The organism is Corynebacterium yudongzhengii (assembly GCF_003065405.1).
GTDB lineage: Bacteria > Actinomycetota > Actinomycetes > Mycobacteriales > Mycobacteriaceae > Corynebacterium > Corynebacterium yudongzhengii.
Genome location: NZ_CP026947.1, coordinates 596,168 through 622,779, shown reverse-complemented (window position 1 = coordinate 622,779; position 26,612 = coordinate 596,168). Strand labels below are relative to the sequence as shown.

Sequence of the window (26,612 nt, the reverse complement as noted above, 5' to 3'; positions counted from 1 at the left end):
CCAGAGGCAAGAGCGAGGTCACCGGGATCGGCCATCCACCACGTAGCCATCCACAACGCGATGCCAGCGACGGCATCGGGCCGGCAAACACCAACCGCCAGTTACGTTGAACGGCGGAATGCATCTCTGTCATGTCGGCCCTTGAATGTTCTTCCAATTTCCGACAGAGCGTACCGCAAAAAGCGGTGCGGGAAGATCACTTTCCCGCACCGCTTTCTCATGGAGCACTCAGATGCTAGCGCCTAGTTGTTGCCCACCATGTTCTGATACTCGGCGACAGCGTCGTCGAGCTCATCGAGTGCTCGGCCGTACTCCTCGAAGCTACCGTTCTGGGCTTCCTCGAGGCCGCGCAGAGCCTCGTTGATGTTCTCGATGGCCTCGCCCTCAGCGCCGCTGCCACCTGCTGGCGGCGTCGGGCCGGTGGTCTCGGCGTCGTCGTCACCCGTGGCTTCCTCGTCCTCCAGCGGGGCCTCGTCGCCCTCGGGGACGTCGGCGTCGATATTCGACGGGTCGGTGGCGCTGCCGGCGGTGGTCGGCTCGCCGACGACCTCCTGGGCGGCCGCGGAGTCGATGCCCACCTGCTCGAGGGCCTCGCCGATCGTCGGCGCGTAGCCCACGCGGCCCTTGTAGGAGACCAGCATGCGCAGCAGCTTCGGGAAGGCGGAGTCCTGGTCGGAACGCTGCGAGTAGATCGGCTCGACGTAGAGAATCTCACCGCCGCCGACCGGCAGGGTCAGCAGGTTGCCGTAGAACAGGTCGTTGGTGCCCTCCCACAGGGTGCGGTCGCGGGCGACCTGGTCAGACGAGAGCATGGCGTCCTGTGCCTGGCGCGGGCCCTGGGTCTGGGTGTTCGTCGGCAAGACGCGCACGGTAATGTCGCCGTAGTTGTGCGGGTCGGAGGTCACCGTCATGTGCGCGGAGAGGAACTCACGCTGCAGACCCCGGTACGGGGTGACTAGCTGGAAGGAGGTCTCCTCCGGGTTCTGCGGGTCCGCGGCCACGACATAGTGCGGCGGCTGCGGTAGGTCCTGCTGATCGCCGGCAGCGGTCGGATCTCCCGGAACGGACCAGAAGGCGTCGTTGCTGAAGAAGACCTGCGGGTCATCGACGTGGTAGCGCGCCAGGATCTCGCGCTGGACACGGTAGAGATCCATCGGGTAGCGGAAGTGCTCGCGCAGCTCGTCGGAGATCTCGCTCTCCGGGTTCACGGTGTCCGGGAACACGCCCATCCAGGCGTCTAGGACCGGGTCTTCGGTATCGAACTCGTAGAGCTCGACGGTGCCGTCGTAGGCGTCGACGGTGGCCTTCACCGAGTTGCGGATGTAGCCGACCTGGTCGTTGATGAGGCGCTGGGTGGTGCCGTCCGGGTTCAGGGTGTCCTGGGTGGTATCCGACAGCGAGGTCTGCTCGGAGTACGGCAGCTCGCTCAAGGTGGTGTAGCCATCGACGATCCACTTGATGCGGCCGTCGATCACCGCCGGGTAGGTCTCGGAGTCGGCGGTCAGCCACGGGGCGACGCGCTCGACACGCTCGCGTGGGTCACGGTCGTAGAGTATCTTCGACTCGCCGCCGACACGATCGGAGAGAATCAGGTTGATCTCCTGGTACTTCAGCGCGTAGGCGATGCGGTTGATCCAGTTGCCGATATCAACGCCGCCTTCACCGTTGTAGGTGTAGGTGGAGGTGTCGGTGTCGTACTCGACGGGGCCAAGTCCGACGTCGCCGACGACGGCGTAGTCGTTGCCGTCCGTCGCCGAGGCGATCACGGGGCCGAAGTAGACGCGCGGCTCGTCGACGACGATGCCGAGCTCCTCGGCCTCTTCGTTCTCCTGCGACTGCAGGTCCGAGACGGTGAACACCGGGAAGCCGCCACGGGTGGAGCCGGCGTCCTGCGGCGCCTCGTCGACGGTGTTGGCCTGCGCGGCGACGATGCCGTTGCCGTGGGTGTAGACGGTGTGGCGGTTAATCCAGTCGAGCTGGTTTTCGCGCAGGGAGTTCGGGTCGAGCTCACGCGCGGCGACGACGTAGTCACGCATCTCGCCGTCGACCTCGTAGCGGTCCATCTGCAGCTGCTCCGGGAAGCCGTAGAAGTTACGCAGCTGCTGCATCTGGGTAAACGTCGGCGACAGGATGTCCGGGTCCAGAAGGCGCAGGTTGTTGATGGTGTTCTCGTCGTTGGCGACGACGTCGTCGTCCACCGGGCCCGCACCCCAGTCCTCGAGGTAGGTGACCTCTTCGTCCGTCACGCCGTAGGCGTAGCGGGTGGCCTCGATGTTGCGGCCGATGTACTCGGCCTCCTTGGCCTGGCGGTTCGGCTGGACGGAGAACTGCTCGACGATCAGCGGCCAGACCGTCCCCAGCACCACGGCGGACAGCACGAGCAGCACCACGGCAAGCCCCGGCACGCGCAGGTCCTTGTAGACGATGGAGAAGAAGAACGCCGCGGCAACAACGACCGCGATGACCATGAGAATGATCTTGGCGGGCAGCACCGCGTTGATGTCGGTGTAGCCACCACCGGTGAAGATGTCGTGCTCCGTGTAGAGCAGGCCGTAGCGCTCGAGCCAGTAGGTAAAGACCTGCACGAGCATCCACAGGCCCGCGGTGACGGCGAGCTGAATGCGTGCCGGCTTCGAGACGTTGCCCTGCACACCCGCAGCGCGGTTGCCGATGCGGATCGAGCCGAGCAGGTAGTGGCCGACCAGTGCGATGAGGAACGCGATGATCAGCAAAAGCCCGAGGGTGGAGGCAACGATTTGCAGTACCGGCAGGGTGAAGGCGTAGAAGCCGTAGTCACGCCCGAACTGCGGGTCGGTCTCGCCGAACTCGCCGCCGTTGATAAACATGAGCACGGAACGCCAGGTGCCCTGGCCGATGAAGCCGGCGATCACGCCGATGACGATCGGCAAAAAGACCAGCAAGCCCCGCACCGACTTCTCGATGTTCTGCCGGTACTGCGCGACCGGCGAGTTCACGTCGAAGGCGTCCATGTCCTTCGGCCGACCGCGCCACGTGAAGTACGCGGCGAGGAAGGTAATGCCCGCGGCGATGAGGCCGAAGACGAAGAACAAGACGATCCGGGTCACGTACGTGATGGTGAAAACACCACGGAATTCGAGGTCGCCGAACCAGAGCCAGTCTGTGTAGATGCCGACAAGCATCGGCAAGAAGATGAGGACGGCGGCGATGATGCCAATGATCCAACTCAACGCGCGAGTGGGCCGCTTGGCCGAGGGGGACAGGGAGGTTCCGGTCGTCAAGACCCTGCTCCTTTATCTAAGTTGTGGCGGGCGAGGCACTATAGTCCTCTACTCTAAGCATTCCCACCACAAAGCCAAAAGGAGGGGCCGGAATTTATGCCGGGGACCGATCAGTCACAGCGGGCGCTCAACGCCGCCATGCGCGAAGCAGTCGAATTCGTCCACGCCGAAGGTTGGGAGGCGCCGCCAACGCTGTTCGGGCTCGTCGAAAGCCGCCTGCTCATTGACACCCTCGACCCGGCGGATCTCGACGACAAACCCCTCACCCTCGTCGTCCAGGACACCCTGCCGGACAACCTCCCGGCAGGTAGCGACGAGCTCGTCGACTACTGTGCCCGCATCGCCTGGCCCCAGCAGGTCTCCGGCGCGGTCCTCGCCCAGGAGATCCGCTTCCGCGATACCGCCGACGGCCCCGACACCGAACCACGCCCGGCACGCCTATTCTCCGGGGTGCTGCGCGGCGGCGACATCGAGCTGACTCTGCTGCAGCTGCGCCCGACCGAAGAAGAGCTCGCCGAGCGCGGCCCCTTCGCGGAAGATGAGATCGACCTTCGCGGTGGCCCCGGGGTCGCGCCCGGGGTGATCGCGGCGCTGCGCCATGGTCTTGAGCTCGATCCCGATGACGTGGCATAAGCTAGTAGCCACAATCCCCCGCTTTTTGCCTACCCTTCCAGGAGTCTCGACCGTGGTTTCCTCCCCTGCCCCGCTGAAGCGCCGGCTCGTCACCGGGTTCGTCGCCACCGTCGCATCTGTCGCGCTCGTCGCCTGCTCCGGCGACGCGGAGCCTGCCGATACCCAGCCCACACAGCCGAGGAGCGCCGAGGAGACGACTACCCGGCATCAGGAGAGCGAGACCACGACGGAGTCCTCGGAAACCGCTGAGGCCTCGGAGGCCGCTGACTCTGAGACCTCGACGCCTGCCGACGACGAACTCGGCGAGGGTGTCGACACCGCCCGCGAGATCTTCGCTCCCCTTTTGCCGGCAGAGCTGTGGAAGGAGTTCGACTCCTGCAGCAGCACCGGCATCGAGGACTCCTACGAGTGCACCGGCGACGAGGTCGGCCAGTTCCAGCTCTTCGAGTCGAGCTCGAAGGCGGCATCGACGACCCAGCTGCTCACCGAGCTGCGCAGCTCCCGCATCGTGCGCGACACCGGACGCTTCGTGGTCGGCTGGTCGACGCTCGGCACCACCGCGGTCATCACTATCGTCGACAACGACAACGGCCTCGTCGCCCAGCAGATGGTCTCCTCCGACCAGGTCGAGCCGGAAGAGCGCATCGAAGAGCTCGGCTTGGCCCACCCCGACGGGCTTTCCGACGAAGAAGCCGCCGAACCGACCGAGCTCTCCACTCCGCAGGCCCCGGAGGACGAGGAGGCTTAAGCAGTTCGCTTGTTGTGGGGTTTCTCGGCATGTTGCACTATCGCTGGTCGAATTCACCCTCTCCTTTCTGGGCGACAAGCGATATCGCGGCATGAGCGGAGAGAGCGCCCTGGATGTTCAGAGTTTGCGGAAAGGGCTAATGGGACGCATGGGGCTGGCGTGCCCGAACGGAGGGGTATCACGCCCTGCCAATCTGCGGAAGCTACATGTTGCGCTATCGCTGGTCGAAATCACCCTTACAGAAAGGAGTCCCACGCGGTCGAAACCAGGACTCCTTTAGGGGTGACTCCTTTCGACCGCGCTGAACAACCCAAGCAAAACCCCAGCTCAGAACCCGACCACCTCAGAACCCGACCACCTCAGAACCCAACGACCCAGCCCAAAACCTACTCACACCGCGGAAACTCTTCGCCCGCGTCGTAGGCCTTCATGGCGTTGATCGCATCGTCGAGGGTGTCCACGGCGGCGATCTCCATGTCTCCGTGATCCCGGCTGGTCGCTTCGGTGCAGTTCGCGCTCGGGGCGAGGAAGAGTTCGATGCCTTCGTCTTCGGCGGCGTCGACCTTGTGCACGATGCCGCCGATCGGGCCGACGTTGCCGTCTTCGTCGATCGTGCCGGTGCCGGCCACGCGGTTGTCGCCGGTCAGGGTGCCGGGCGAGAGCTTGTCGATCACCGCCAGCGAGAAGATCATGCCCGCCGACGGGCCGCCGACCTCCTGGAGGTTGTAGGTGACGTCGATGTCCTCGACGGGCTGGGAGCTCATGAGGATGCCGACCATCGCGACGCCCTCCTCCTGCTCGGACTCGCCAAGGACCACGGGCACCGGAATCTCCTTTTCGCCGCGGCGCACAGTCAGTTCGATCTCTTCGCCCGGCGCCTGGCCGCGGACGTAGTCCTGGACTTCGCTAGGCTCGGTAACTTTTTCGCCGTCGACGGCGGTGATGATGTCGTTGGCTTCGATCTGCCCGTCGGCAGGTGAGCCCTCGATGGTGTCGGCGACCACGACCTCGGTCTCGTAGCCGAGGTAGTTCATGGCGGCGACGGTCGCGGCCGCCTCCGACATCGTAAACGCTGCCTGGTTGGCTTCTTCGACCTCTTCGGGCGATTGGTTCGGGGGCACGACCTGCTCCAGGGGCACGATGGTGTCATTGGAGAAGATCCACCGCCCGAGCGCCTGGGTGAGCGTCATGTTCGCGCGGACCGAGACGGTGGTCATGTGCAGCTCGCCGTCCGGGTCTTCGGACTTGGTGCCGTCGATCTCGACGACGGGGGTGCCGTCGAACTCCCCGAGGGTGTCGAACATCGGGCCTTGGCCTTCGGCCGCGTAAGGCACGGTTAACGAGATATCGGTAAAGGGCACGTGATCCATGACCGCGAGCGAGCCTAAGGCGACAACCGGGATGGCACCTAAGGCAAGCGTGCGGGTCCGCCGGGTGAGGGCGGACGGGGTGGTCTCTGTAGCTGGCGGTTTGGTCACGACGTCTCAGCGTACCTGTGTTCGCTGACAGCGTTGCAACACACGTGGCCAGCCCCGCAAGCCGGCCGGTAGATTGGTGGTCATGAGTAACGGATTCGGTTTCTCCTTCAATAACGACGACGACGATGACGATCGTCGGCGCGACCAGAACCAGAACCCGTTCGGCGCCTTCGGTTTCGGTGCTGGCGGTAGCGGTGGCTCCGGCGGTCTGGGGGACATTCTCAACCAGTTCGGGCAGATGCTCTCCGGCATGGGCACGTCCATGAACTCCGAGGAAGGCCGCGGCTCCGTCAACTATGACCTAGCGGGCCGCATCGCCCGCCAGCAGATCGGCTCGGTGTCTCGGACCAGCTCCCAGGACGCCACTGCCGTCGCCGAAGCTACCCGCCTGGCTGAGCTGTGGCTGGATGAGGCGACTACGTTGCCGTCGGTAAGCGGCACCGTGACCGCCTGGAACGCGCAGGACTGGCTGGAGCACACCCTGCCGAAGTGGAAGCGCATGGTCTCCCCGGTGGCGGAGCACATGAATGAGGCGCAGCTGGAGGCGCTGCCCGCCGAGGCCCGCGAGATGATGGGCCCGATGGGGCAGATGATGCAGCAGATGAGCAGCATGAACTTCGGCATGCAGCTGGGCCACGCCTTGGGGGACCTGGCGAAGCAGGCGCTCACCGGCTCGGACTTCGGCCTGCCGGTCGCCCCCGACAACACCATCGCCCTGCTGCCGGCGAACGTGCAGGGCGCGGCGCGCGAGCTGAACCTGCCGAGCCAGGAGGTCATGGTCTACATCGCGGCACGCGAGGCCGCCCGCCAGCGCCTGTTCACGCACGTGCCGTGGCTGGTCGAACGCCTCGTCTCCTCGGTGGAGGAATACGCGGCGGGCCTGGTCATTGATACGTCGCACATCGAGGAAGCCACCCGCGAGCTCAACCTCGACTCCGGTGATCCGCAGGCTATGCAGGAGGCCCTCGGCCGGCTGCAGGGCATGGATCTCTCGCCGCGGATCACCTCCCGCAACGCGGCGGCGGTCTCGCGCCTGGAGACCCTGCTGGCGCTGGTGGAAGGCTGGGCGGAGTACGTCGTCAACGAGGCACTCGGCGAGCGCATCCCCTCGGCGGAGCAGCTCAGCGAGGCGTGGAAGCGCCGGCGGGCGTCCGGCGGCAGCGCGGAAAACGCATTCTCCAAGGTCGTCGGCATCGAGTTCGCGGCCCCGAAGGTCGCCGACGCCGTCGAGCTGTGGCGCCGCTCCACCGTGGCGGTGGGCATCGAACGCCGCGACAAGGTCTGGGATCACCCGGACTTTTTGCCGGCCGCCGAGCACCTCGACGCCCCCGCCGAGTTCATCGACGGCCTGCTCGATGACTCTGAGGATAAGAACTTCGACGAGGAGTTCGCGAAGCTCGAGGAGATGCTGCGCCAAGAAGACAACGAGGAAGACAACAAGGACGACGACGAAGGCACCGAGCGCTAAGCGCTAGGGCCCCAGCGCTGATAGGCCTCCAAGTAGCCGCGGGCCCGCTCCGCCTGTGGCGCCCTATCGGCCCACGCGTGAAACTCTCGGGTGTGGCCAGGGATGAAGGTGTGCACCAGCTCGTGCACCACAACCGAATCCAACACGTAGTCAGGCACCTTCTTTAAACGGTCACTGATCCGGATATCCCCGGTGGCGGTCGAACACGACCCCCACCGGGTGTTTTGGTTACTCACCCACCGGATCGAGCTGATGCGGGCGCGGCCGTCGAGAAGCTTGTCGTTGAGGCGGCGGGCGCGGGCCTCGAGCTCAGCGTTCGAAGGCGCGGCGTTGTGGGTTTTGCGCCGCAGCTTGGCGACGATCTCCGCCACCGCCTCCTTCTCCTCCGCCCGACTCATCCGCGCGGGGATACGCACGACGACCGTGTCCCCCTCGAGGCGGGCCTGCACGGTTTTGCGCCGCTTCGCTGAGCGGATGACCTCGATATGCGCGATACCTTCGGGAAGCGGAACCTCACTAGCGGTCATGGCAGTCCATACTAGACATGAGACCGCGCAACGAATACATCCTCCACCCCGGCGCCGACGTCTTCCTCCGCGGCGACGACGCCGTCCAATTCGGCCTCGACTCGGCCCGCGCCGGCATCGTCGCCACCACCGATCCCGGCCGCCTCGCCATGGCCCTGGCCGCCCTGCGCCGCCCGACCCTCCGCCCGCGCGCGCTGCGCCGACTGATGCAGGCCGGCTTGTCCCGGTTCGTGGCCGAAGAGCTTATCGACGAACTCCTCACCTACGGCATCCTGCAGGAGCGCAGCTCGCCGTCGGTGGTGCTCATCGGCACCAGTCCGCTGGCCACAGCGTGTGCCCGCCAGCTCGGCGAGGCGGGTTTCCGGGTCCATCGCCCCTATCCCGGCGAGCCGGAAGACGAGGTCGTCGCCGATATCTGCCCCGGCGCCCCGCTGGTGATCGTCGATCGCCCAGCTATCGATTTCGCGCGCTGTATCACGTGGCTGACACACCGGCCCACCGTCATCCCGGTGCTCGCGTACGACGCCCGCGGGATCGTCGGCCCGGCGCGCATCGCCGACGAAGGCCCGTGTCCGGTGTGTCTGCAGCTGCACTGGGTGGATCAGGACGAGCACTTCCATCAAGTGGCCACCCAAATCGATCAGGCCCCGGGCACGCTGCGCCAGGACCCGGTGGCGATAGCCGCCACGGCGGCCGGACTGACGGGGCTGTTGCTGCAGATCACGGGCCAGATTTATACCACTACCGCCCACGCTCCTCCCCGGGCCGGGGAGGTGCGGCTCATCGATCCTTATGCCCCGGCGCGCGGGCACGCCTTCGTGCTGGCCCGGCACGACAACTGCCCGGTGTGCTTCGCGGCCGAGGAACAGTCGCGCGCGGCTTAAAACGCTTAAACCGCAAGCTCAGCGGAACGGATATAAAACGCCGAGCACGTCGGCGCCGTATCTCTCCACCTTGACGGGACCGATGCCGGAGACGTCGAGAAGCTCGTTGTCATTGCCGGGCAGCGCCTCGGCGATCGCCATGAGCGTGGCATCGGAGAAGACCACATACGCCGGCACCCCTTGTTCCCGCGCCTCCTCGGCCCGCCATGCGCGCAAGGCCTCGAAGACTTCGTTATCGGCGGCACTCGGGCAGCTCTCGTGCCGTCCGAGCACCTTATCCGCCGGAGAGTTCAGCGGTTTGCCGCACTCGCGGCAGCGCTTCGGCCGCGCGCGCCGGCTCTTCGGACCCTCGGCGGCGGTCTCGGGCGCGATGCCGTCGAGAAAGCGCGAGCGGCTACGCGTTTTGCGTCCGCCCTCCTGCCGGGCGAGCGCGTACGAGAGATGCAAATGCTCGCGGGCGCGGGTAATGCCGACGTAGAACAGGCGGCGTTCCTCTTCGATCTGGCTATCGCCGGCTTTGATCGCATGTGAGATCGGCAGGGTATTATCGACGAGCCCGACCAGGAACACCGCGTCCCACTCCAGGCCCTTGGCGGCGTGCAGGCTGGCCAGGGTCACGCCCTCCACGGTGGGCGGCTGTTTGGATTCGGCGCGCCGGCGCAGGTCTTTCAGCACGCCGGGTAAGTCGATGCCTTCCGCCGTGCGCACGATCTCTTCGACGAGTTCGACGAGCGCATTGAGCGATTGCCAGCGCTCACGGGCTTGCGCGCCCTCGGGTTCGGTGGCGGACAGCCCCAGGGGCACGAAGGCGGCGCGGGCGATCTGCACGGGGTCGTCGGGAAGGTCGTCGCGGCGGGTAGCGCGGGTGAGTTCCCGGATGGCCTGCTGGATCTCGGGGCGCTCGAAGAAGCCTTCGCCGCCGCGGACTTGGTAGACGATGCCGGCATCGGCAAGCGCTTGCTCGAAGACCTGCGACTGGGCGTTGATGCGGTAGAGCACCGCGATTTCGCTGGCGGGCACGCCCTGGTTGAGCAGGGTGAGGATCCGCCCGGCGACCTCGCGGGCCTCGGTGGGCTCGTCGTCGTAGGAGGCAAAACTGGGCTCGGGGCCGTTATCGCGCATGCCCCTCAGCTCCAGGCGGGTGCCGGCGATGCGGCCTTTCGCCTGGCCGATCACCGTGTTGGCGAGGCCGGTGATCTGCGGGGTCGAGCGGTAGTCGCGTTGCAGCTTGACGACGGTCGCGTTGTCGTATGTCCGCGAAAAGTTCAAAAGATACTGCGGGCTGGCGCCGGTGAATGAGTAGATCGTCTGATTCGCATCGCCGACCACGGTGAGGTCGTCGCGATCTCCCAGCCAGGCGTTGAGGACGCGTTGCTGCAGCGGGGTGACGTCCTGGTACTCGTCGACCACGAAGCTGCGGTACTGCGAGCGAAACTCCTCCGCCACCGCAGGAGCGTTCTCGAGGGCCCCGGCGACGTGGAGGAGCAGGTCGTCGAAATCTAAGGCCATGCCCTCGGAGCTGGTCTTGGACTGCTCGTAGCGGCGGTAGACCTCGGCGACTTTCGCTGGGTCCATCGGGGGCGTGCGATCGGTGCCAGAGATCTTCTCCGCGTAGTCATCCGCGGTGATCAAAGAGGCTTTGGCCCATTCGATCTCGCTGAGCAGGTCGCGGACGTTTTCTTTCGTGGAATCGACACCGATGCTGCGCGCGGCCCGCCCCACCAGGGGGAACTTGTTATCGATGAGCGTCCAGGGCAGATCGCCGGCCACCTGGGGCCAGAAGTAGCGCAGCTGGCGCAGCGCGGCGGCGTGGAAGGTGCGCGCCTGCACCGCGCCGATCCCCATGGACGCCAGGCGATCGCGCATCTCCCCCGCCGCCCGAGAAGTAAACGTCACCGCGAGGACGCGGTGCTGGCCGACGAAGCCGGAGTCGATGAGATGCGCGATGCGGTAGGTAATCGTGCGGGTTTTGCCGGTGCCGGCGCCGGCGAGGATGCACACGGGTCCGCGTGGGGCGGTGGCCGCCACGCGCTGATCGGGATCGAGTTCGTCGAGGTTGATCACGGTGTTGAAGGACTCTAGCTTTCGTTGGTGGCTTCGTTTGTGCGGTTGCGCCAGTCGTCGATGAGGCTGCGAGCGATCGAGCCCGGGCCTGCCAGCGGTACGTTATCGAGGCCTGGCCGGTCGGTCCAGCGGACGTCGTCGAGCTCGCCGTCGGTGGCGGCTTGGGGGTCGCGATCGTCGGTAATAGCTTCGAATCCCACCATAAGGGAGCCACCCATGGGCCAGGGTTGGCTGCCCCGGTAGATGATGTTCCGGATGCGCCGGCCGGTTTCTTCGAAGGCCTCGCGGTAGAAGGCTTCCTCGAGGTTCTCGCCGGCTTCGACGTAGCCGGCGATCAAGGAGTAGTACTCGCCGCCGGCTTTGCGGCCGAGCAACAGGTACTCATCATCCGGGTCGGTGATGAGCCCGATGACGGCCGGGTCAATGCGCGGGAAGATCGGCCCGCCCTCGCCGCGGGCGACGATGTTGTCGGCATCGAAGCTCACCGGCGAGCCGTCGCGGGGGTCGAAGAGCACGCGCTCGCGGTTGTCCACGAGGGCGAGGGCGCGAGCGATGCGGCGATCGTCGAGAAGCGAACGCGCTGCGGTGTGTACCAGCCCGGCGTCGCGCAGCTCGGCGTCTTCTCTATCGGTAAGCCGGACGGCCCAGGTGTTCTCGTCGACGCGGATGAGCCGGCCGGGATCGACCGGGAGCTGGCCGGTGGTGGGGCGCCCGTGGTCGGTGAGGATATAGCCCTCGGGGCTGATGAGGACGAGGTCACGGGCGGTATTACTCATGCGCGCCCCTGCTGTCCGGTGGTGCGGCGGATGTATAGAAGCCGGTCGCCGGGTTCGACGGCCTCGGATTCGGGCGAGTCGATGCGGTAGAGCTCGCCGGAGCGCACCACGCCGAGCACGATGTCGGCGAGGTGGCGGGGGTTGGCGCCGACCTCGTCTTCCATCACGGTGCGCTCGGCGATGGCGAAGCCCTCGTCGGCGCTGAGGAGGTCTTCCATCATCTCCACGACGGTCGGCGTCACGGTGGCCAGCCCCAGCATCCGGCCGGCGGTTTCGGAGGAGATGACGACGGAATCGGCGCCCGATTGCTCGAGCAGGTGCTGGTTTTCGACCTCGCGGACCGAGGAGACGATCATCGCCTTCGGGGCGATCTCCCGCACGGAGAGGGTGACCAGCACGGCGGTGTCGTCGGAACTCGGGGCGACGACGACGCTGCGGGCCCTCGGCACCCCGGCGATCTTGAGCACATCGCCCTTAGTGCCCGAGCCCTGGACGGTGACGAGCCCGCGGCGCTCGGCTCGGTCGAGGGCGTCGCGGTCGGTGTCGATGACGACGATCTGGTTCGGGCTTAAGCCGTCGGAAAGCAAGGCGGACACCGCGGAGCGGCCCTTGGTGCCGTAGCCGATGACGACGGTGTGGTTACGCACGGTTTTCCTCCAACGTTGGATCTGTAAGGTGCGGCGGGAGTTCTCGGTGAGCACGGACAAGGTGGTGCCGACCAAGAGGATCAGGAAAGCCACGCGGGCCGGGGTGATCACGAGGATGTTGATGAGGCGGGCCCGCTGGCTGACCGGGGCGATGTCGCCATAGCCGGTGGTCGAGAGGGACACGGCCGAGTAGTAGACGGCGTCGACGAACGTGCGCAGGTTGGTATACCCGTCACGGTCGATATACACGATCCCGGCGATGGCCATGAGCAGGATGAACGCATAGAGAAGGCGTCGCCCGATCAGCCCCCAAGGGCTTAAGGCCACCGAGTGAGGAATCCGGATGACGTTTAAGAGGGCGTGACCCGGAAGATCGCTGAGTTCCACGTCACCGCGGAAGCGCTCGCGAAAATGCTGGCTCATGTTCGCTGACTCTAGCGCTTCTCGCCCTCGGCGGATAAGGACAGCATCTCTTTCAAGCGCTCCCCGTCGTAGAGATCATCCGGTTTCAGCCGCTGATCGTGCAGGACGTAGTAGAACTCGGCGTCTACTGGGACGTCTTCACCGACGATGCGTCGCCAGGCCTCGCGGTAGACGGCCAGCTGCATCTCGGCGGAGCGCTTCTGCTCCCCCACCGGGGGCCGGCCGGTCTTCCAGTCGACGATCAACCACGAGCCGTCGGGCTGGCGGAAGATGGCGTCCATGCGGCCGCGGACCATGGTGGTGCCGATGGCCACCTCGAAGGGGTACTCGACGTAGGTGGGCGTGCGCTGGGCCCACGGCGAGCGCAGGAAGGCGTCTTTGAGTTCGGCGACCTGCTCGTCGTCGAGATCGGGCTCGCCGATGCCGGGGAGTTGGTCTTCGTCGAGAAGCGACTGCGCGCCGAAGCGGTCCTCGAGCCACTGGTGAAACGCGGTGCCGCGCTTGGCGTACGCGTTGGGTTTGAAGGGCACGGGGCGGCGGCTGCGGCGGGCGAACTGCTCGCGATCGGCGCTGAGGTTCACCATGTCGGTGGCGGTGAGATCGCCAGGGATCTCAACCTCCACGACGGGCGCGGACAAAGCCTCGTGTTCCTCGATGAGGGCATCGACTTCGCGTTCCCAGAAGTCGAAGGTCTCGCCGCGGCTGGCTGCGGGCAGCTCCTCCAGCGCGGAGCGCACAAAGGCGGCGCCGGCGCCGGTGTCCTCATCGACGTCCAGGGCGGGAAACAGGCCGGTCTTGGGCTCCTCCTTGTCTGTGGTCTTCTCGGCGGCGACAGCCCAGTGCGTCACCACCTGCGGGAACTTCTCCTTCAGCTGCGCGAAGGGCGCATAGGGCTCTTTCCCACTCGCGGTGATGGAGAGCACCCGTTCGGTGCGCGTCATGGCGACGTAGAACAGGCGCGCGGCTTCCTCAGCCTGCTCGGCCTTCACTGTTTCTATCCACTCTTTGCCGCCGTCGGTGAAGTCCTTGCGGTCGCCGGCTTCCTCGTAGCGCTCGCCGGCGTCGGCGGGAGGGACCAGATACGGTTTGGTGAGATACGTTTCCGTCAGGGATGTATAGGTGGCTTTATCAGCGTGGGCCACGGCGACGACATCCCATTGCAGGCCCTTGGCCTTGTGCGCGGTAAGGATCTGCACGCGGTCTTCGCGCACGGTGACCTCACCGGGCTCGAGGCCGTTTTCGTGCTCCTTGGCAAGCTCAAAATAATCGAGCAGACCGGCGAGGCTATCGCCGTGGTAGGCGGCGACGGTGGATAGCAGCTTGTCCAGGTGCACCGCTCCCCCACGCTCCACGGCATCCGGGCGGCTGAGGATCTCGGTGCGGATATCGAAGACGGTCTCGATATCGGCGAAGAGATCCGGCAGGGACTTCGCCAGGCTGGTGGTCCGCAAGTGCCGCAGCTTCGCGGAGAGTTCCTGCAGGCGGCGCAACCCGGCCGGCGAGTAACGCTCGGGCTCGCCGATATCCGCCACCGCGTCGCCGAGACCGGCCATCTGCTCCGGCGGGTCCTGGGTGACCTCATCGAGCTGGGTGAGCAGGCGTTCGGTGGGATCATCCGGCAAAACGGTGCGCTCCTTACGCCCGGAAAGGTTGCGGGCACGCTCGACGAGCGCGGTGAGGTCTTTCATCCCCAGACCGACCAAGGGGCCGGAGAGGATCCGCAGCGCCGCCTGCGAGTTGCCGGGACGGATGAGCATCGTGGCAATCGCGACGATATCCGCGACCTCCGGCATCGTGAGCAGCCCGCCGAGCCCCACGATCTCATAGGGAATACCCCGGGCGGCCAGCTCCTGGGCGATGGGCTGGCTCTGTTTGTTCTTGCGCACCAGCACCGCACCGGTAAAAGGCTTGCCCGCATCATGGGTGGCGTGGAAGTGGTGTTCCATCACATCGGCGATCGCGGAGATCTCTTCCTTCTCGCTCTCGTAATGCGCGAGGCTTACCTCGCCGGGGCCGGCGTCCTCGCGCGGCTCCAGCTTGGCGACGGGCCGCTGCCGCCCGGCAGTCTCCCCGTTAGGGAAGAACACGCCTTCGGAGACGTCGTTGGCCATCTCCAACACGTCGCCGGGGTTGCGCCACGAGGTGGTGAGCTCTTGTCGACGCGCCGTATCCGCCCTCCGCGGGAAGTCGTTGACGAACTCCTCGAGGTTTTCCACCGTCGCTCCTCGCCAGCCGTAGATAGCCTGCATGGGATCGCCGACGGCGGTGACGGTCAAGGATTCGTCGACCTCGCGCTCAACACCTTCCGGGGTGCCGTAGAGGTGCGAGAGCAAGATGCGCTGGGCGTGCGAGGTGTCCTGGTACTCATCGAGCATGACCACCCGGTACCGGCGCCGCTGCGAGTCCGCGACCAGCGGTCTCTGGGAGACGAGCCGGGCGGCGACGGACATCTGCTCGTTGAAGGTGACCAGGCCTTCGTCGCGAAGCGTGTTTTTGAGTGCCCTCACCACCGGCAAGAGGTCGAGGCGCAGCTGTTGGCAATTGAGCCATTTCCTGAGATCGCTCGGAAATTCGGGGCTGTTTTTGCGGTTACTCTGGCGCTTGGGCAGTTCGTGGGCGGTGTCGATGAACAGCTGGGTGCGCTCGGCGACGGTGTCCTCGTCCAACAGCGCGTTATCCATCTCGGTGGCCAGCTTGAGCACAGTCTCGGTGACCCATGGGACTTCATTCGTGGTGGTCAGCGCCCCTGTGTAGTCGGTGACCACCCGGTGAGCCAGCGCGTAGAGCTCGGCCTCGGTGATGAGGCGGGCATCTGGCTCAACCGGCACGAGCAGTCCGTATTGGCGGATGAGCTGGCCGGCGTAGGAGTCATAGGTCAACACCGTGGGCTGCTGGGTGGTGAGTTTCTCGCGCAGCTCACCGCTGGGGTCCAGGTCACGGATTTTCGGGCTGCCCGCCAGGGTGCGCAGCTGGTGCCGAATGCGGTGGCTGAGCTCCTGGGCGGCTTTGCGCGTAAACGTCAGCCCCAGCACCTCATCCGGGTCGACGTAGCCGTTGGCGACGAGCCAGAGCACACGCGAGGCCATCGTCTCGGTCTTGCCGGCACCGGCGCCGGCGACGACGAGCATCGGGCCCGGAGGCGCCGCGGTGGCAGCGACCTGCTGGTCGTTGGGTCGCCGGTCGGGCCCTTGGAGGATCTGGGCAAGCAGGCGCGGTGAGATCTCAGCCATAGGTTAAAGGCTCTCCTTCGGGCTGTACGGGGCAGATGTGGGTAATGGGGCAGGTCCGGCAGGTGTCGTTGGTCTGAGCGAGCAGCCGGGGACCGCGCATGTGCTCGGCCAGCGCGGGCAGCCCGGCGGCGAACTCTTGGAGCTCTTCTTCCGTTTTCGCGACCTGCTGGCGGATAGTGGTGCGGGTTTTCGACGCCGCGGGGTAGACCAACGTGGCGCCCCCGACCTCGAGGGGCGTCTCCTCGCCGGCATCGGTGATGCGTTCGCCGTCGAGACGACCGCGCGAGAGCGCCAGCTGGTAAGCGAAAAGCTGCAGGTTCTCTCTCACCTTCTCCGTGGTGAGGGCACTTTTGCTGGTTTTCAGGTCGACGATGTGGACCGCCCCGGCATCGTTTTCTTCCTCCAGCCGGTCGATGCGCCCGCGGATGCGCAGGTCGTCGATGACGCCGACGTCGACATCGACCTCCACCCCGAGCTGGCGGAACCTGTCACGGGTGCTCTGCAGCCAGGTGTGGGTGTGCTCAAGCAGCTCGCGGAAGGAGTCCTTCGCGCTCGAGGTCTTCCATTCCGGTTCGTTGAGGATGGCTCCGAAGGCGTCCACGGTGCGCAGGCGGGCGTATTCCTCGTCGACGCCGCGCCCGATCGCCTCGAGGTAGGCGTGCGCGAGCGTGCCTTTGCTCATGGACAGCGGGGTGTCCTCTTCGTCCTCGATACGCCCCACCACCGCGCGCAGCGGGCAGTTGGTCAGCGCCTCGATGCGCGAGGGCGAGAGGTTGCGGCTTCCCCGCAGTTCCTCGTCCGTGGAGACCTCGCGCACGCTCGCCCAGGAATCCGGGTGGGCCCCGGGCACCCCGGCGCGGGCCAGGCGGGCGAGTTGGCGGGCCGCTTGGCGACGTTCGTCCTCCCGGCGCGCGGGATCACTGACGGTGCGGCGCAGCTCGGCGATCAGCGAGGTGCGCGAGAGAATCCGCAGGCCGGCCTCAGGTTCTGCCACGCCGGCCGGCCCGGCGACCGCGGCCACAGGTGTCGTCTCGTGGGCTTCGCGGAATTCGTCGAGGAAACGGGAGGCTTCGACCGGCTCTGCCGCCTCCACGTTATCCACGGCGGTGACCAGGAGTTTATCGGTGGCCCGGGTGGTGGCGACGTGGAACAGGCGGCGTTCCTCCGCCAAGCGCGCCGCGGTGTGCGAGACGGGGGTTACCGGGTCGATCCCGCGATCGACGAGGTCCAAAAAGTCTTCCTGGTCGAAGAGCGAGCCGGTCTCGCCGAGGCTCGGCCAGCTGCCCTCTTGGACCCCGGCGACGGCGACGACCCGGTATTCGCTGCCCACCGCGCCGTGGGCGGTGAGCACGGAGACGGCCTCGGGGGTGACGGTGCGGCGATCGCGCACGCCGGTGGGCAGCTCCTGGGCGGTGATGTGTTCGACGAAGGTCTCGACGGAGCCGGTGCCGGGGTGGCGTTCCACGAAGTCGCCGGCGGCGTCGAACAGCGCCATGACGGCGTCGAGATCACGATCCGCCTGCGAGCCGGTGGGCCCGCCACGCAGGGCCGTGGCCAGCAGCCGATTGGACAGGTCCGTGGCCGACCACAGCGCCCAGAGCACCTCCTCGACGCTGCCGCCTTGGGCGACCGCATCCCTCCCGGCTTCCAACACGCGGCGCAGGCGGTGCAGGATGTCGAGCTCGCGCTGGGTGAGCACGTTCCCGAACTCCGGCAGCTCGGCGTTCGGTGCGAGATACCCGGCCAGCGTGTCGATGCCCCGGGAGGCCGGGTCATAGCGGCGCAAACCGCGCAAGAGCCGACGTAAGGTCACCGGGTCCGCCCCGCCGACGGGCCCGAGCAGGAGCTTTTCTAGCTCGCTGCGGGAGAGCTCTTCATCCAAGGCACGCAGGCCCAGCAGCAGGGCGGCGACGAGGTGTTGCTCGGCGAGGACGACGTCGGTGGGATTGATGTGTACCGGCACCCCGGCGGCGAGCAGCGCGCGGCGCACGCTGCCGATATCGCCAGTCGAGCGCACGATCACCGCGATATCCGACCAGGCGATACCGTCTTCGAGGTGCGCGCGGCGCACGTAGTCGGCGACCACGTTGTTATTCGCGCTGACGCTGTCGGTCACGGCGACGAAGCGGGCCGGCTCGCGCCGGCTCGCGCCCAGGTTGATGTCGCGTGCCGGATCATCCGGCACGCAGGAGTCGAAAAACTCCGGCGAGGCGCCCCGGAAGTGGAAGACCGACTGCTGCGGGTCCCCGCCGACGACCACGAGCCCGTCTGGCTCGCCCGGCATGATCTTGCGGATCAGCTCGCCGGATTTCGGATCTAAGTGCTGGGCGTCATCGACGATGACGGTGTGCCAGTACTGTTCCAGCTCGTAGTTCAGCACGGTGGAGACCAGCTCGGAGGCCGAGTAGTTGTGCGTGCCGCTTAAGGCCATGGTCTGCTCGTATTCTTCGAGGAAACGCCCGGCGGCCTCCCACAGGGGCCGGTCGTGGGCGCGCCCGTGCGCGATGAGATCCTCGGGCCTTAAGCCGCGCTCTACCGCGCGCAGCAGGAAATCTCGCAGCTGGCGCGCGAAGCCGACGAAGGTGAGCGCCGGGATCACCTCGGCGGGCCAGCCGCCGCGGCCGTCTTCGGCGTGCCCGGCGAGTAATTCCCGGATCACGCCGTCTTGTTCCGCGCCGGTGATGAGCCGGATCTGTTCCTCGTGCTTCTCGCGCAAAAGCGCAAATGCCAGCGAGTGCACGGAGCGCACCAGCGGGGCGCTCGACACATAACTCTCGTCGCGCGCCAGAAGCGCCCGATGCAGCTTCTCGCGCAGGCGCGCGCCCGCCTCCTTGGAGGCGGTGACCACGAGGATCCCGGTGGGATCGGCGCCGCTGAGGATCTTCTCGACGACCGTATCCACTACAAAGCTGCTCACCCCACTGCCGGCACTGCCCGTGACGCGCCAGCGCCCGGAGGTGGGCACGGCGACAGGCCAGTCACGCGCGACCGGGGGCTCTACGCTGGGTCTGACCAGGCGGACTTGGGGGTGGGGTGGGATCACCGGGTTGAACTTTTCTTCCATGGCCCCGATTGTCTCAGATCACCTGGACATGAGAGCCGCGAGCACCCGCTGAATGTTCGAACGTGTGAGCGAATTAGTGCGGGGGTGGCGCTCCGCGACGATCGCGCGGTAGTTCACCGCCCGCAGAACCAGCTGCTCAATCTCGCCGATGTGCGCGAAACGGTGCAGCAGACCGAGATCCACGCCCTCTTCGCCGTCGATGATCAAAGCGTCCGCGATGACCAGCGCGGCGCTAAAGGCATGAGGCCGCGGATCGGCGAAAGGCACGAGATCGGTGACCGCGGGGACGGCGTCGCCGTCGTAAAGCGTCGTGGCCAAAAGGTCCGCGTGCCCGGGCTGGACGGGCAGATCGAGGGGCCCGTACTTCTCGTCGGCGGCCTGCCAGGCCTCCCTTTCGGCCTCGGCGTAGAGGTCGGTGCGCTCGAGGCCGACAGGCCCGTCGACGTGGGCGAGGGCGTCGGCAAGCTTCAGCGCCACGAGCACGGTCTCATCCGCCCGGCGCGAGGGCGTGCCGGTGATATAGGTGTTCGCCTTCCAGCGCCCGACGGTGAAACGCCCGTCCGTGGTGCGCAGCGGCCGGGCCAACCGCACGCCGTCGACGGTGAGTTTTTCGCGCAGCGACGCCGACCAGTGCGCGGTGTCCATCGCCTCTGCGTAGACGGTGGTGCCCTGCAGGAAGCCGTTGTCCCACGCGGGCCCGAGCGGGCGCGGGGGCGTATCGGTCGCGGGTGCATGGAAGGCGGTGAGCACGTGTTGCGGGATCATCTACTCTGCCTCGCGCTGCAGTTCTTCGTCGGGGACGGCACCGGGCAGCGGGTCGGCGCCGGGCTGCGGGTAGGGCCAGCCGTTGTAGCGGCAGGTCTCATCGCGATCAGGATAGACCTCGTGCGGGGCGCGGGCGTTGAGCTCCGCGTTGTTCAGGCTCAAGGTCTGCTGCATCATCACCGGGGCAAGCTCGCCGTCGCCGCCGCAGGCGACGTGGTCGGCATAGCCGATGGCGTGGCCGACCTCGTGGTTGATGAGGTACTGGCGATACGAGCCGATATCGCCCTCGAAGGTCTGGGCGCCGCGCGACCAGCGCGAGTCGTTGAGCATCACGGTGCTCTCGCCGGTCACGGTGGTCCGACAGCTGGTCTCGACGGCGAAGTCCTCGGCGCCACACATCTCCCGGGTGGTATCCGCACTGGTCAGCCGGATACGCAGATTGGGGTTCTCATCTTCCGCGACGTGTTCGAAACGAAACGCCGGGTCATTGGTCCAGCCGCGGGGGTCGGCGAGCGTGGCGTCGACAAGCCGGGCCACGGCCTCGTCGCCGCCGTAGTGGGCGGTCTCGACGCCGTTTTCAACCTCCACCACGTAGCGGACCACGGCTTCCTCGCCCACGCCCGCGCTGGCACCCGGGGTGCCCACGACCCGGTAGGTCTTATCCCCCGACTGTGCGAAAGGCCCCCCGGGCGGGAGCTCGTCCGGCTCTAGGTCCATCTCCCCCGCGTTCGCCGGATCCGGCCCGCCGCCGCGATCGGCGGGTGGCTCGGGCACATTCGCCTCCTCCGAGGCCTGCGTGGCGGTGGTGTCGCCGGCAGAGTCGGCCCGCGTCGCGTCGTCACCCCCACCGAGCGCGATGTCCGCCAGCAGCCAGATCGTGATCACCGCGAGCACCGGGATGGCATACGCACGCCAGCCGTACTCGCGGGCGAAACGAACCAAGAAGGACTCGTCGGTGCGTGCGCTTTCTGGCTGCTCGGTCTCGCTCGGTGTCATGGATCCTGAGGATACCTGCTATAAGGGAAAATCCTTAGGCGCCACCGAAGCCGACGGCCGGACGGTTGGCGCTACCGATCTCGACGTAGGCGACCTGCGGGGCGTTGACCAGGAAGGTATGACCCTTGGAGTCGGTCAGTTCCACGACCTCCTCCTTGGCGCGCAGGCCCTCGGTGAGGCGCTGGACCAGCTCGTCGCGGTTATCCTGAGCGTTGATCACGAGCTCGCGGGGGCTGTCAATAAAGCCGATCTTGATGTCCATGCTGTTGGTACCCGTCCAATCATCATCGATGGTGATTTACTGCAATGGACCCCATCATAGGGTCCGGCGGATAGGATGTAAGCGTGTCTAGACCTCGTTCACTACCGGCGAACACCTCACAGGCTCCTACCTTTGCCGAGCTCGGCGTGGCCGTCGAGATCGTCGAGGCATTGGAGGCTCGGGGCATTACCCACACGTTCGCGATTCAAGAGTTAACCCTGCCGATCGCCCTCAACGGGACCGACCTCATCGGCCAGGCGCGCACAGGCATGGGCAAGACCTTGGGCTTCGGGGTCCCACTGATCGACCGGGTTTTCGACGACGCCGCCATCAAAGAACTCGACGGCACCCCGCGCGCCCTTACGGTCGTGCCCACGCGCGAGCTCGCCCTCCAGGTGGCGGAGGATCTGACCATGGCTGCGGAGAACACCCCGGTTGTCGTCGCCGCGATCTTCGGCGGGCGCCCCTATGAGGAGCAGATCGAGGCGCTGAAGGCGGGTGTCGACGTGGTCGTCGGCACGCCCGGGCGTCTGCTCGATCTCGCGCACCGCGGGGATCTGCGCCTCGACGAGGTGGCCATCTTCGTGCTCGACGAGGCCGACCGGATGCTGGATATGGGCTTTTTGCCGGATATCGAGAAGCTTTTGCGCCTTCTTAACCGCGAGCATCAGACCATGCTGTTTTCGGCGACGATGCCGGGACCGATCCTCACCCTGGCCCGCAGTTTCATGGACCGCCCGCTGCACATCCGGGCCGAGGACCCCGGTGCGGCGACCACACATTCGACGACGAAGCAGGTCGTCTTCCGCTCGCACCGCATGGACAAATCCGCCGTGGTCACCCGTATTCTGCAGGCGCGCGGGCGGGGCAAGACGATCATCTTCGTACGCACCAAGCGCAGCGCCGCCCACTTGGTGGAGGATCTCGCCCGCCGCGGCTTCTCCGTCGGCGCGGTGCACGGCGACCTCGGCCAGGCCGCGCGCGAGAAGTCGCTGGAGGCTTTCCGCGAAGGCGTCATCGAGATCCTCGTGGCCACCGACGTCTCGGCGCGCGGCATTGACGTCGACGACGTCACCCACGTCATCAACTACCAGCCGCCGGACGACCCGCAGACCTACATCCACCGCATCGGCCGCACGGGCCGGGCGGGCAACACCGGCACCGCGGTCACCCTCGTCGGCTACGACGAGATGCTCAAGTGGCAGGCCATCAACGAGGAAAACGACCTGGGCAAGCCCGATCTTCCCGAGTGGTTTTCCACCTCCCCCGAGCTCTACGAGGCGCTCGACATCCCCCGCAACGCCCGCGATACGGTCGGCCCGCCGCGCGCGGTCTTCGCTTCCGAGCCTCGCCGCGAGCGTAGGTAGCATCGACAAGCGATGTCCTCTTCCGCTTATCGACGCGCCGACACCACCCACCCCTTGCGCCGCACCCGCGGCGATCTCCTCGCCACCGCGACCATCACGGCTATAAGCCTGCTGGCTATCGGCGGTGCCGTGGTGACGGCCCCGGTCAACTCGGTCACCCACGAACCGGCGGCACAGCCGGCGGTAATCGACGAAGAATTCACGCAGGCGCCTTCCGGTCTGGCGGAAGTCTTCCGCGCCGAGGATGTCTCGCTTCCCGGGGTGCACCGGCCCGTGATCGCGAAAGGGTTGGTGATGACCACCGACGGCCACGAGCTCACCGCCTTGGACCCGCGCGGTAAGGAGGTCTTTCGCTACGGCCGCGCAGACCGCGAGGTCTGCTCCTTGGCGACGGCCTGGGAGTCCGTCGTCATCGGCTACCGCTCGGGTTTCGGCTGCGGGGAGTTCACCCGCCTGCACGCCACCAGCGGCGAGTATGCGGCGACGCGGGCGGCGATCAACTCGGAAGTACCGCTGACGATCTCCTCGAACGATCGGGTGGGCACGGTCTCCGCGGACCGGGTCGAGCTGTGGCGTTCCGATCTCGTGCGCACCAGCGAATACGGCGAGGTCCCCGCCCCGCAGGAGCCTGATCTGCAGCCGCATCCCGGCTGCGAGATCACCTCGGCGCTGACCCGCACCGAGCTGCTCGCGGTCACGGAGGTCTGCTCCGAGGGCGCTTTCTTGCGCCTACAAGACACCGCGCCCGAGGACTCCCGCGAGCCAGAGATCTCCGCCTCGGTGCCGCTCGATTCTGCCGACGCCCGCCTCGTCGCCGTCGGCGAGGACGCGGCGGCGGTCTACTACGGCTCCCGGTTGCGTTCGTTTTCCGACGACGGCGTGGAACTCTACTCCCAAAACGTCCCGACGGCCGACCTCCTCGAGGACGCCGCGGGCGCATTCGTGCCCGCCACCGCCGATCTGCCGCACAACATGAGCTTCTTCGACGGCGAGCGTCTCTACCTGCTCTCCCCGACCGACCTGTCGGTCGACGGGGTGCTCGAGGACGTCCTCGGCACGGGTGCGGCAATTGGCGACGAGCTCCTAGTCCCCGTCGCCGACGGGATCGCGGTCATCGACGCGGTGACCCTGCAGCCGGTGCGCAAGCTTCCCGTCGATCGCGACGACTACGACGGCGAGGTGCATGTGGCGTTGGCGGGGGAAACGGTCGTCGAAAAGCGGGGCGATACCGTGGTAGGCCTGGCTTAGGCGCCGTAGCTTTCGGCCGCATACGCCGAGGACTGCGGGTGCAGCACCCCGCCCAAGCCGAGCAGGGCGGCCAGACCGACGACGACCGCGAGCGGCCACAGGCCCTCCATGGCCATGTACACCGCAACGGGTACGAGCAGGACGTTCATCATGACCAGCGGGGTGCGCCCCCAGCCGCGGCCGCGCAGCAGGCTGATCGCGCCGGCGGCGACGGTGCCGAAGAGGATGAAGATGAAGATCGCGGTGCCCACCCCGATCCAGTTCGCGGCGGCGGCGTCCGACTCGAGGTTCCTCGTGGTCGCGTTGGTGAGGTCCATGACGGTCAGGTAGATCGCGACGGCGAACGCCACCCCGGCCTGGATGAGGCCGATGATGGCGCCGAACTTCAAAGGGACCGGGACGGTACGAGACGAGGCATTCACAGCCCTCGATCCTAGTATCAGCGACCAGGCGTGGGCACCACGCCCTTTCGCGCGGTGGCGATTTGACCGTGGACCTTTCACCAACCTTGCGATGATTTTGACATAAACCCTGGTAGTAACGTGTTTCCGAGATGTGTGCGAGCTCAAAACGCTGCAAGGAGACTCATCACCCATTGAAGAAAAAGTGTGAATTAAAGCACTTTTTGGCGTTTACCCCTAGCGGAGCGCGACTTAACGTGACATTATTCCTGGGTAGCAAAAACAACAGATCGATGAACCGATCGTTAACTCTGAGCCACCACAGAGTTAACGCCATGTGAACGGTCGAGGGGAACGGCTACCGGTCCCACTCGCCACAAAGCGCGGCGTGACACCCCTGCCAGGGTTCACGTATGCCCACTCATGGTCTTCGCTATTTTGCACTGCCGTCTTCGCAGGCGGTTGTTTGGTGTGCACGACACTGCCCAGGGATTGACAACGACGTTTTCGACGCGCGCTGCCACGCGCATCACTTAAGGAGAGATTGAACCATGGATTGGCGCCACGAAGCAATTTGCCGCGACCAGGACCCCGAGCTGTTCTTCCCGGTCGGTAACTCCGGCCCCGCCCTCGCCCAGATCGCACAGGCCAAGCTGGTCTGCAACCGCTGCCCTGTGACCAACCAGTGCATGAAGTGGGCCTTCGAAACTGGCCAGGACGCCGGCGTCTGGGGCGGCCTGTCCGAGGAGGAGCGCCGCTCCCTCAAGCGCGCCAACAAGCGTGCAAATAAGCGCGCCCGCGTCTCCGCTTAAGGCTCTGCTTTAGGGTTTCGGCACTCGATCGCCGTACCCGGTTTTTGGCCGCCCGCCGACCTGTCACTAGGATTGTGGGCACGAACTGCTAGTTAACCCTCGATCCGCAAGGAGATCCCATGAGCAAGCGAGGCCGCAAGCGCAAGGACCGTCGCAAGAAGAAGGCGAACCACGGCAAGCGTCCGCTCGCCTAAGTTACGCTCGGCGGAATAGCATTCCGCCCCTGAGGCGAAAACACCCCGTCACCGGTTTTCGGTGGCGGGGTGTTCGTTTTGGCGGTGCGGGCGGTTGGGGGTTGGTTGGAGGGTTGGCTCCCGCGATAGTGCGTTATCGCTAGTAGCGACACTAGCTAGTCGTGTGAGTTTGCCGGAGGGGCCGATGGGTCGGGCGGGGCTGAAGTGGCCGAATGCTGGGTAGACAACCTGGCGACCCCCGATTAGGCGCCCATATTGCGCTTATGCTGGTCGAAAGCACCCCCATAGAAAGGAGTCCCGCGCGGTCGAAACCAGGACTCCTTTAGGGGTGACTCCTTTCGACCAGGCGCAGAAAAACCACCCCACACCGCCCTACCAACGACACTCGTCCAGAAAACCGCAGGTCAGCGACCCAGAGCGGCACCAAGCCCCAGAGCGGCACCAAGCCCCAGAACGCCACCAACCCGCAAACCGCCCCTAACGCCCTCGGATGATGTTGATCTGGGTGGTGATGCGTTCACGCAGGTATCCGGGAGCGGTTTCTTCACTGCAGCAGCGGCGCATGAGCATGCGGATGGCGCGTTCGCTTTCGAGTCGCCGGGCGCATTCTTCGCAGCGGGAGATCTCGGCGCGGATTTCGGCGGCGCGGGTCTCGCTGCAGTCGGAATCGATGATCTCGCAGATCAGCGCCTGCACGTGCGCACAGCTGCAGGGGCACGGTTCGGAGGACATCTAGGACTCCTTCTCGTCGGCGGTCATGTCGGGGTGCTCGAGCCCGATTCCGTGATCTCTTGCTACGTCCTTCAACAAGCCTCGGAGCTGTTTTCTTCCCCGGTGCAGTCGCGACATGACGGTGCCGATGGGGGTGTCCATGATCTCGGCGATTTCTTTGTAGGCCAGGCCCTCGACGTCGGCGTAGTAGACGACCATGCGGTAGTCGTCGGAGAGTTGGTTCATCGCGGCGACGATGTCGTCGTTCGGCAGGTTTTCGAGGGCCTCGACTTCCGCGGATTGCAGGCCGGTGGAGTCGTGGGAGCTCGTGGTGTAGAGCTGGTGGTCGGTGATGTCCTCGGTCGGCGTCTGCGCTGGCTGGCGTTGTTTCTTCCGGTAGGTGTTGATGTAGGTGTTCGTCATGATCCGGTACAGCCACGCCTTGAGGTTGGTGCCCGGCTTGAAGGAACTGAAGGAACGGTAGGCCTTGAGGTAGGTCTCTTGGAGCAGGTCCTCGGCGTCTTGGGGGTTGCGGGTCATGCGCAGGGCGCCGCCGTAGAGCTGGTCGAGAAGCGGTAGCGCCTCATCGTTGAAGCGTTGCGTCAGCTCATCGGACTCCGCTGGATCCATTTCCCCACCTTCCGTCGACACGGG

The 26,612-nt window shown here is 66.2% G+C and carries 22 protein-coding genes; 8 read left to right on the top strand and 14 right to left on the bottom strand.

Going from position 1 to position 26,612, the window contains the following annotated elements; all coding sequences use genetic code 11:
* Positions 1–242: 242 nt before the first annotated feature.
* Positions 243–3,260 (bottom strand): UPF0182 family protein, encoded by a 3,018-nt coding sequence (locus C3B44_RS02910; RefSeq protein ID WP_108431055.1) that lies wholly within the window; start codon positions 3,258–3,260, stop codon positions 243–245.
* Between the two features lie 96 nt (positions 3,261–3,356).
* Between C3B44_RS02910 and C3B44_RS02905 the strand changes: the two genes are divergently transcribed.
* Together C3B44_RS02905 and C3B44_RS02900 are read left to right on the top strand one after the other, a co-directional pair.
* The gene (locus C3B44_RS02905; RefSeq protein WP_108431054.1) at positions 3,357–3,893 is read left to right on the top strand and encodes a PPA1309 family protein; all 537 of its coding nucleotides are present in this window, start codon (positions 3,357–3,359) and stop codon (positions 3,891–3,893) included.
* 52 nt (positions 3,894–3,945) lie between these two features.
* On the top strand, positions 3,946–4,641 hold the full coding sequence (locus C3B44_RS02900) for a hypothetical protein (RefSeq protein WP_108431053.1): 696 nt from the start codon (positions 3,946–3,948) through the stop codon (positions 4,639–4,641).
* A 386-nt stretch (positions 4,642–5,027) separates the two neighbouring features.
* Here the strand turns inward: C3B44_RS02900 and C3B44_RS02895 are convergent, their stop codons facing one another.
* On the bottom strand, positions 5,028–6,119 hold the full coding sequence (locus C3B44_RS02895; protein ID WP_235840492.1) for a YlbL family protein: 1,092 nt from the start codon (positions 6,117–6,119) through the stop codon (positions 5,028–5,030).
* Positions 6,120–6,201: 82 nt separating this feature from the next.
* Between C3B44_RS02895 and C3B44_RS02890 the strand changes: the two genes are divergently transcribed.
* On the top strand, positions 6,202–7,587 hold the full coding sequence (locus tag C3B44_RS02890; protein ID WP_108431052.1) for a zinc-dependent metalloprotease: 1,386 nt from the start codon (positions 6,202–6,204) through the stop codon (positions 7,585–7,587).
* Here the strand turns inward: C3B44_RS02890 and C3B44_RS02885 are convergent.
* Complete coding sequence (locus C3B44_RS02885; RefSeq protein WP_199222455.1) at positions 7,584–8,081, bottom strand: M48 metallopeptidase family protein; 498 nt, start codon at positions 8,079–8,081, stop codon at positions 7,584–7,586. The genes C3B44_RS02890 and C3B44_RS02885 overlap by 4 nt on opposite strands.
* 50 nt (positions 8,082–8,131) lie before the next feature.
* On the opposite strand from C3B44_RS02885, the gene C3B44_RS02880 reads away from it, so the two are divergent.
* The gene (locus C3B44_RS02880) at positions 8,132–8,998 is read left to right on the top strand and encodes a hypothetical protein (protein WP_108431050.1); all 867 of its coding nucleotides are present in this window, start codon (positions 8,132–8,134) and stop codon (positions 8,996–8,998) included.
* A gap of 18 nt (positions 8,999–9,016) precedes the next feature.
* Here the strand turns inward: C3B44_RS02880 and C3B44_RS02875 are convergent, their stop codons facing one another.
* The 8 genes from C3B44_RS02875 to C3B44_RS02840 are packed head-to-tail and all read right to left on the bottom strand — an operon-like array spanning position 9,017 to position 21,225.
* Positions 9,017–11,062: an ATP-dependent helicase gene (locus C3B44_RS02875; protein ID WP_108431049.1), complete on the bottom strand. Its 2,046-nt coding sequence runs from the start codon at positions 11,060–11,062 to the stop codon at positions 9,017–9,019.
* Between the two features lie 14 nt (positions 11,063–11,076).
* Positions 11,077–11,838 (bottom strand): NAD(+) diphosphatase, encoded by a 762-nt coding sequence (locus C3B44_RS02870; protein ID WP_108431048.1) that lies wholly within the window; start codon positions 11,836–11,838, stop codon positions 11,077–11,079.
* The gene (locus tag C3B44_RS02865) at positions 11,835–12,908 is read right to left on the bottom strand and encodes a potassium channel family protein (protein ID WP_108431047.1); all 1,074 of its coding nucleotides are present in this window, start codon (positions 12,906–12,908) and stop codon (positions 11,835–11,837) included. The genes C3B44_RS02870 and C3B44_RS02865 overlap by 4 nt, the downstream gene beginning before the upstream one ends.
* Before the next feature lie 11 nt (positions 12,909–12,919).
* Positions 12,920–16,138: an ATP-dependent helicase gene (locus C3B44_RS02860; protein ID WP_108431046.1), complete on the bottom strand. Its 3,219-nt coding sequence runs from the start codon at positions 16,136–16,138 to the stop codon at positions 12,920–12,922.
* Complete coding sequence (locus C3B44_RS02855; protein WP_108431045.1) at positions 16,131–19,202, bottom strand: ATP-dependent DNA helicase; 3,072 nt, start codon at positions 19,200–19,202, stop codon at positions 16,131–16,133. Before C3B44_RS02855 ends, C3B44_RS02860 begins: the two co-directional genes overlap by 8 nt.
* Before the next feature lie 18 nt (positions 19,203–19,220).
* Complete coding sequence (locus C3B44_RS02850; protein WP_108431044.1) at positions 19,221–19,967, bottom strand: hypothetical protein; 747 nt, start codon at positions 19,965–19,967, stop codon at positions 19,221–19,223.
* Positions 19,968–20,963: a DUF3152 domain-containing protein gene (locus tag C3B44_RS02845; RefSeq protein ID WP_108431043.1), complete on the bottom strand. Its 996-nt coding sequence runs from the start codon at positions 20,961–20,963 to the stop codon at positions 19,968–19,970.
* Between the two features lie 34 nt (positions 20,964–20,997).
* A complete protein-coding gene (locus tag C3B44_RS02840) occupies positions 20,998–21,225 on the bottom strand; it encodes a DUF3107 domain-containing protein (protein WP_108431042.1) in 228 nt (75 codons plus the stop codon).
* A gap of 83 nt (positions 21,226–21,308) precedes the next feature.
* Here C3B44_RS02840 and C3B44_RS02835 point away from each other — a divergent pair, with 83 nt between their 5' ends.
* On the top strand, positions 21,309–22,592 hold the full coding sequence (locus C3B44_RS02835) for a DEAD/DEAH box helicase (protein WP_108431041.1): 1,284 nt from the start codon (positions 21,309–21,311) through the stop codon (positions 22,590–22,592).
* Between the two features lie 12 nt (positions 22,593–22,604).
* Positions 22,605–23,840 (top strand): Rv3212 family protein, encoded by a 1,236-nt coding sequence (locus C3B44_RS02830; protein ID WP_108431040.1) that lies wholly within the window; start codon positions 22,605–22,607, stop codon positions 23,838–23,840.
* On the opposite strand, the gene C3B44_RS02825 is transcribed toward C3B44_RS02830, so the two are convergent.
* A complete protein-coding gene (locus C3B44_RS02825) occupies positions 23,837–24,262 on the bottom strand; it encodes a hypothetical protein (RefSeq protein ID WP_108431039.1) in 426 nt (141 codons plus the stop codon). The genes C3B44_RS02830 and C3B44_RS02825 overlap by 4 nt on opposite strands.
* A 530-nt stretch (positions 24,263–24,792) precedes the next feature.
* Here C3B44_RS02825 and C3B44_RS02820 point away from each other — a divergent pair.
* Entirely contained in the window at positions 24,793–25,053 is a 261-nt protein-coding gene (locus tag C3B44_RS02820; RefSeq protein WP_108431038.1) for a WhiB family transcriptional regulator, read from the top strand.
* Positions 25,054–25,172: 119 nt separating this feature from the next.
* On the top strand, positions 25,173–25,247 hold the full coding sequence (locus C3B44_RS12150; protein WP_412841960.1) for a 50S ribosomal protein bL37: 75 nt from the start codon (positions 25,173–25,175) through the stop codon (positions 25,245–25,247).
* A 477-nt stretch (positions 25,248–25,724) separates the two neighbouring features.
* Here the strand turns inward: C3B44_RS12150 and rsrA are convergent, their stop codons facing one another.
* Together rsrA and C3B44_RS02810 are read right to left on the bottom strand one after the other, a co-directional pair.
* Positions 25,725–25,979, bottom strand: coding sequence for a mycothiol system anti-sigma-R factor (gene rsrA, locus C3B44_RS02815; RefSeq protein WP_108431037.1), 255 nt, complete (start codon positions 25,977–25,979; stop codon positions 25,725–25,727).
* Positions 25,980–26,588 (bottom strand): sigma-70 family RNA polymerase sigma factor, encoded by a 609-nt coding sequence (locus tag C3B44_RS02810; protein WP_108431036.1) that lies wholly within the window; start codon positions 26,586–26,588, stop codon positions 25,980–25,982.
* Positions 26,589–26,612: the final 24 nt, after the last annotated feature.

Excerpts from the sequence above, each read along its gene's own strand:
- C3B44_RS02890 (WP_108431052.1), top strand. The coding sequence starts at position 6,202 with ATGAGTAACGGATTCGGTTTCTCCTTCAATAACGACGACGACGATGAC.
- rsrA (WP_108431037.1), bottom strand. The coding sequence starts at position 25,979 with ATGTCCTCCGAACCGTGCCCCTGCAGCTGTGCGCACGTGCAGGCGCTG.
- C3B44_RS02905 (WP_108431054.1), top strand. The coding sequence starts at position 3,357 with ATGCCGGGGACCGATCAGTCACAGCGGGCGCTCAACGCCGCCATGCGC.
- C3B44_RS02830 (WP_108431040.1), top strand. The coding sequence starts at position 22,605 with ATGTCCTCTTCCGCTTATCGACGCGCCGACACCACCCACCCCTTGCGC.
- C3B44_RS02845 (WP_108431043.1), bottom strand. The coding sequence starts at position 20,963 with ATGACACCGAGCGAGACCGAGCAGCCAGAAAGCGCACGCACCGACGAG.
- C3B44_RS02840 (WP_108431042.1), bottom strand. The coding sequence starts at position 21,225 with ATGGACATCAAGATCGGCTTTATTGACAGCCCCCGCGAGCTCGTGATC.
- C3B44_RS02860 (WP_108431046.1), bottom strand. The coding sequence starts at position 16,138 with ATGGCTGAGATCTCACCGCGCCTGCTTGCCCAGATCCTCCAAGGGCCC.
- C3B44_RS02820 (WP_108431038.1), top strand. The coding sequence starts at position 24,793 with ATGGATTGGCGCCACGAAGCAATTTGCCGCGACCAGGACCCCGAGCTG.
- C3B44_RS02880 (WP_108431050.1), top strand. The coding sequence starts at position 8,132 with ATGAGACCGCGCAACGAATACATCCTCCACCCCGGCGCCGACGTCTTC.
- C3B44_RS02870 (WP_108431048.1), bottom strand. The coding sequence starts at position 11,838 with ATGAGTAATACCGCCCGTGACCTCGTCCTCATCAGCCCCGAGGGCTAT.
- C3B44_RS02810 (WP_108431036.1), bottom strand. The coding sequence starts at position 26,588 with ATGGATCCAGCGGAGTCCGATGAGCTGACGCAACGCTTCAACGATGAG.
- C3B44_RS02865 (WP_108431047.1), bottom strand. The coding sequence starts at position 12,908 with ATGAGCCAGCATTTTCGCGAGCGCTTCCGCGGTGACGTGGAACTCAGC.
- C3B44_RS02850 (WP_108431044.1), bottom strand. The coding sequence starts at position 19,967 with ATGATCCCGCAACACGTGCTCACCGCCTTCCATGCACCCGCGACCGAT.
- C3B44_RS02855 (WP_108431045.1), bottom strand. The coding sequence starts at position 19,202 with ATGGAAGAAAAGTTCAACCCGGTGATCCCACCCCACCCCCAAGTCCGC.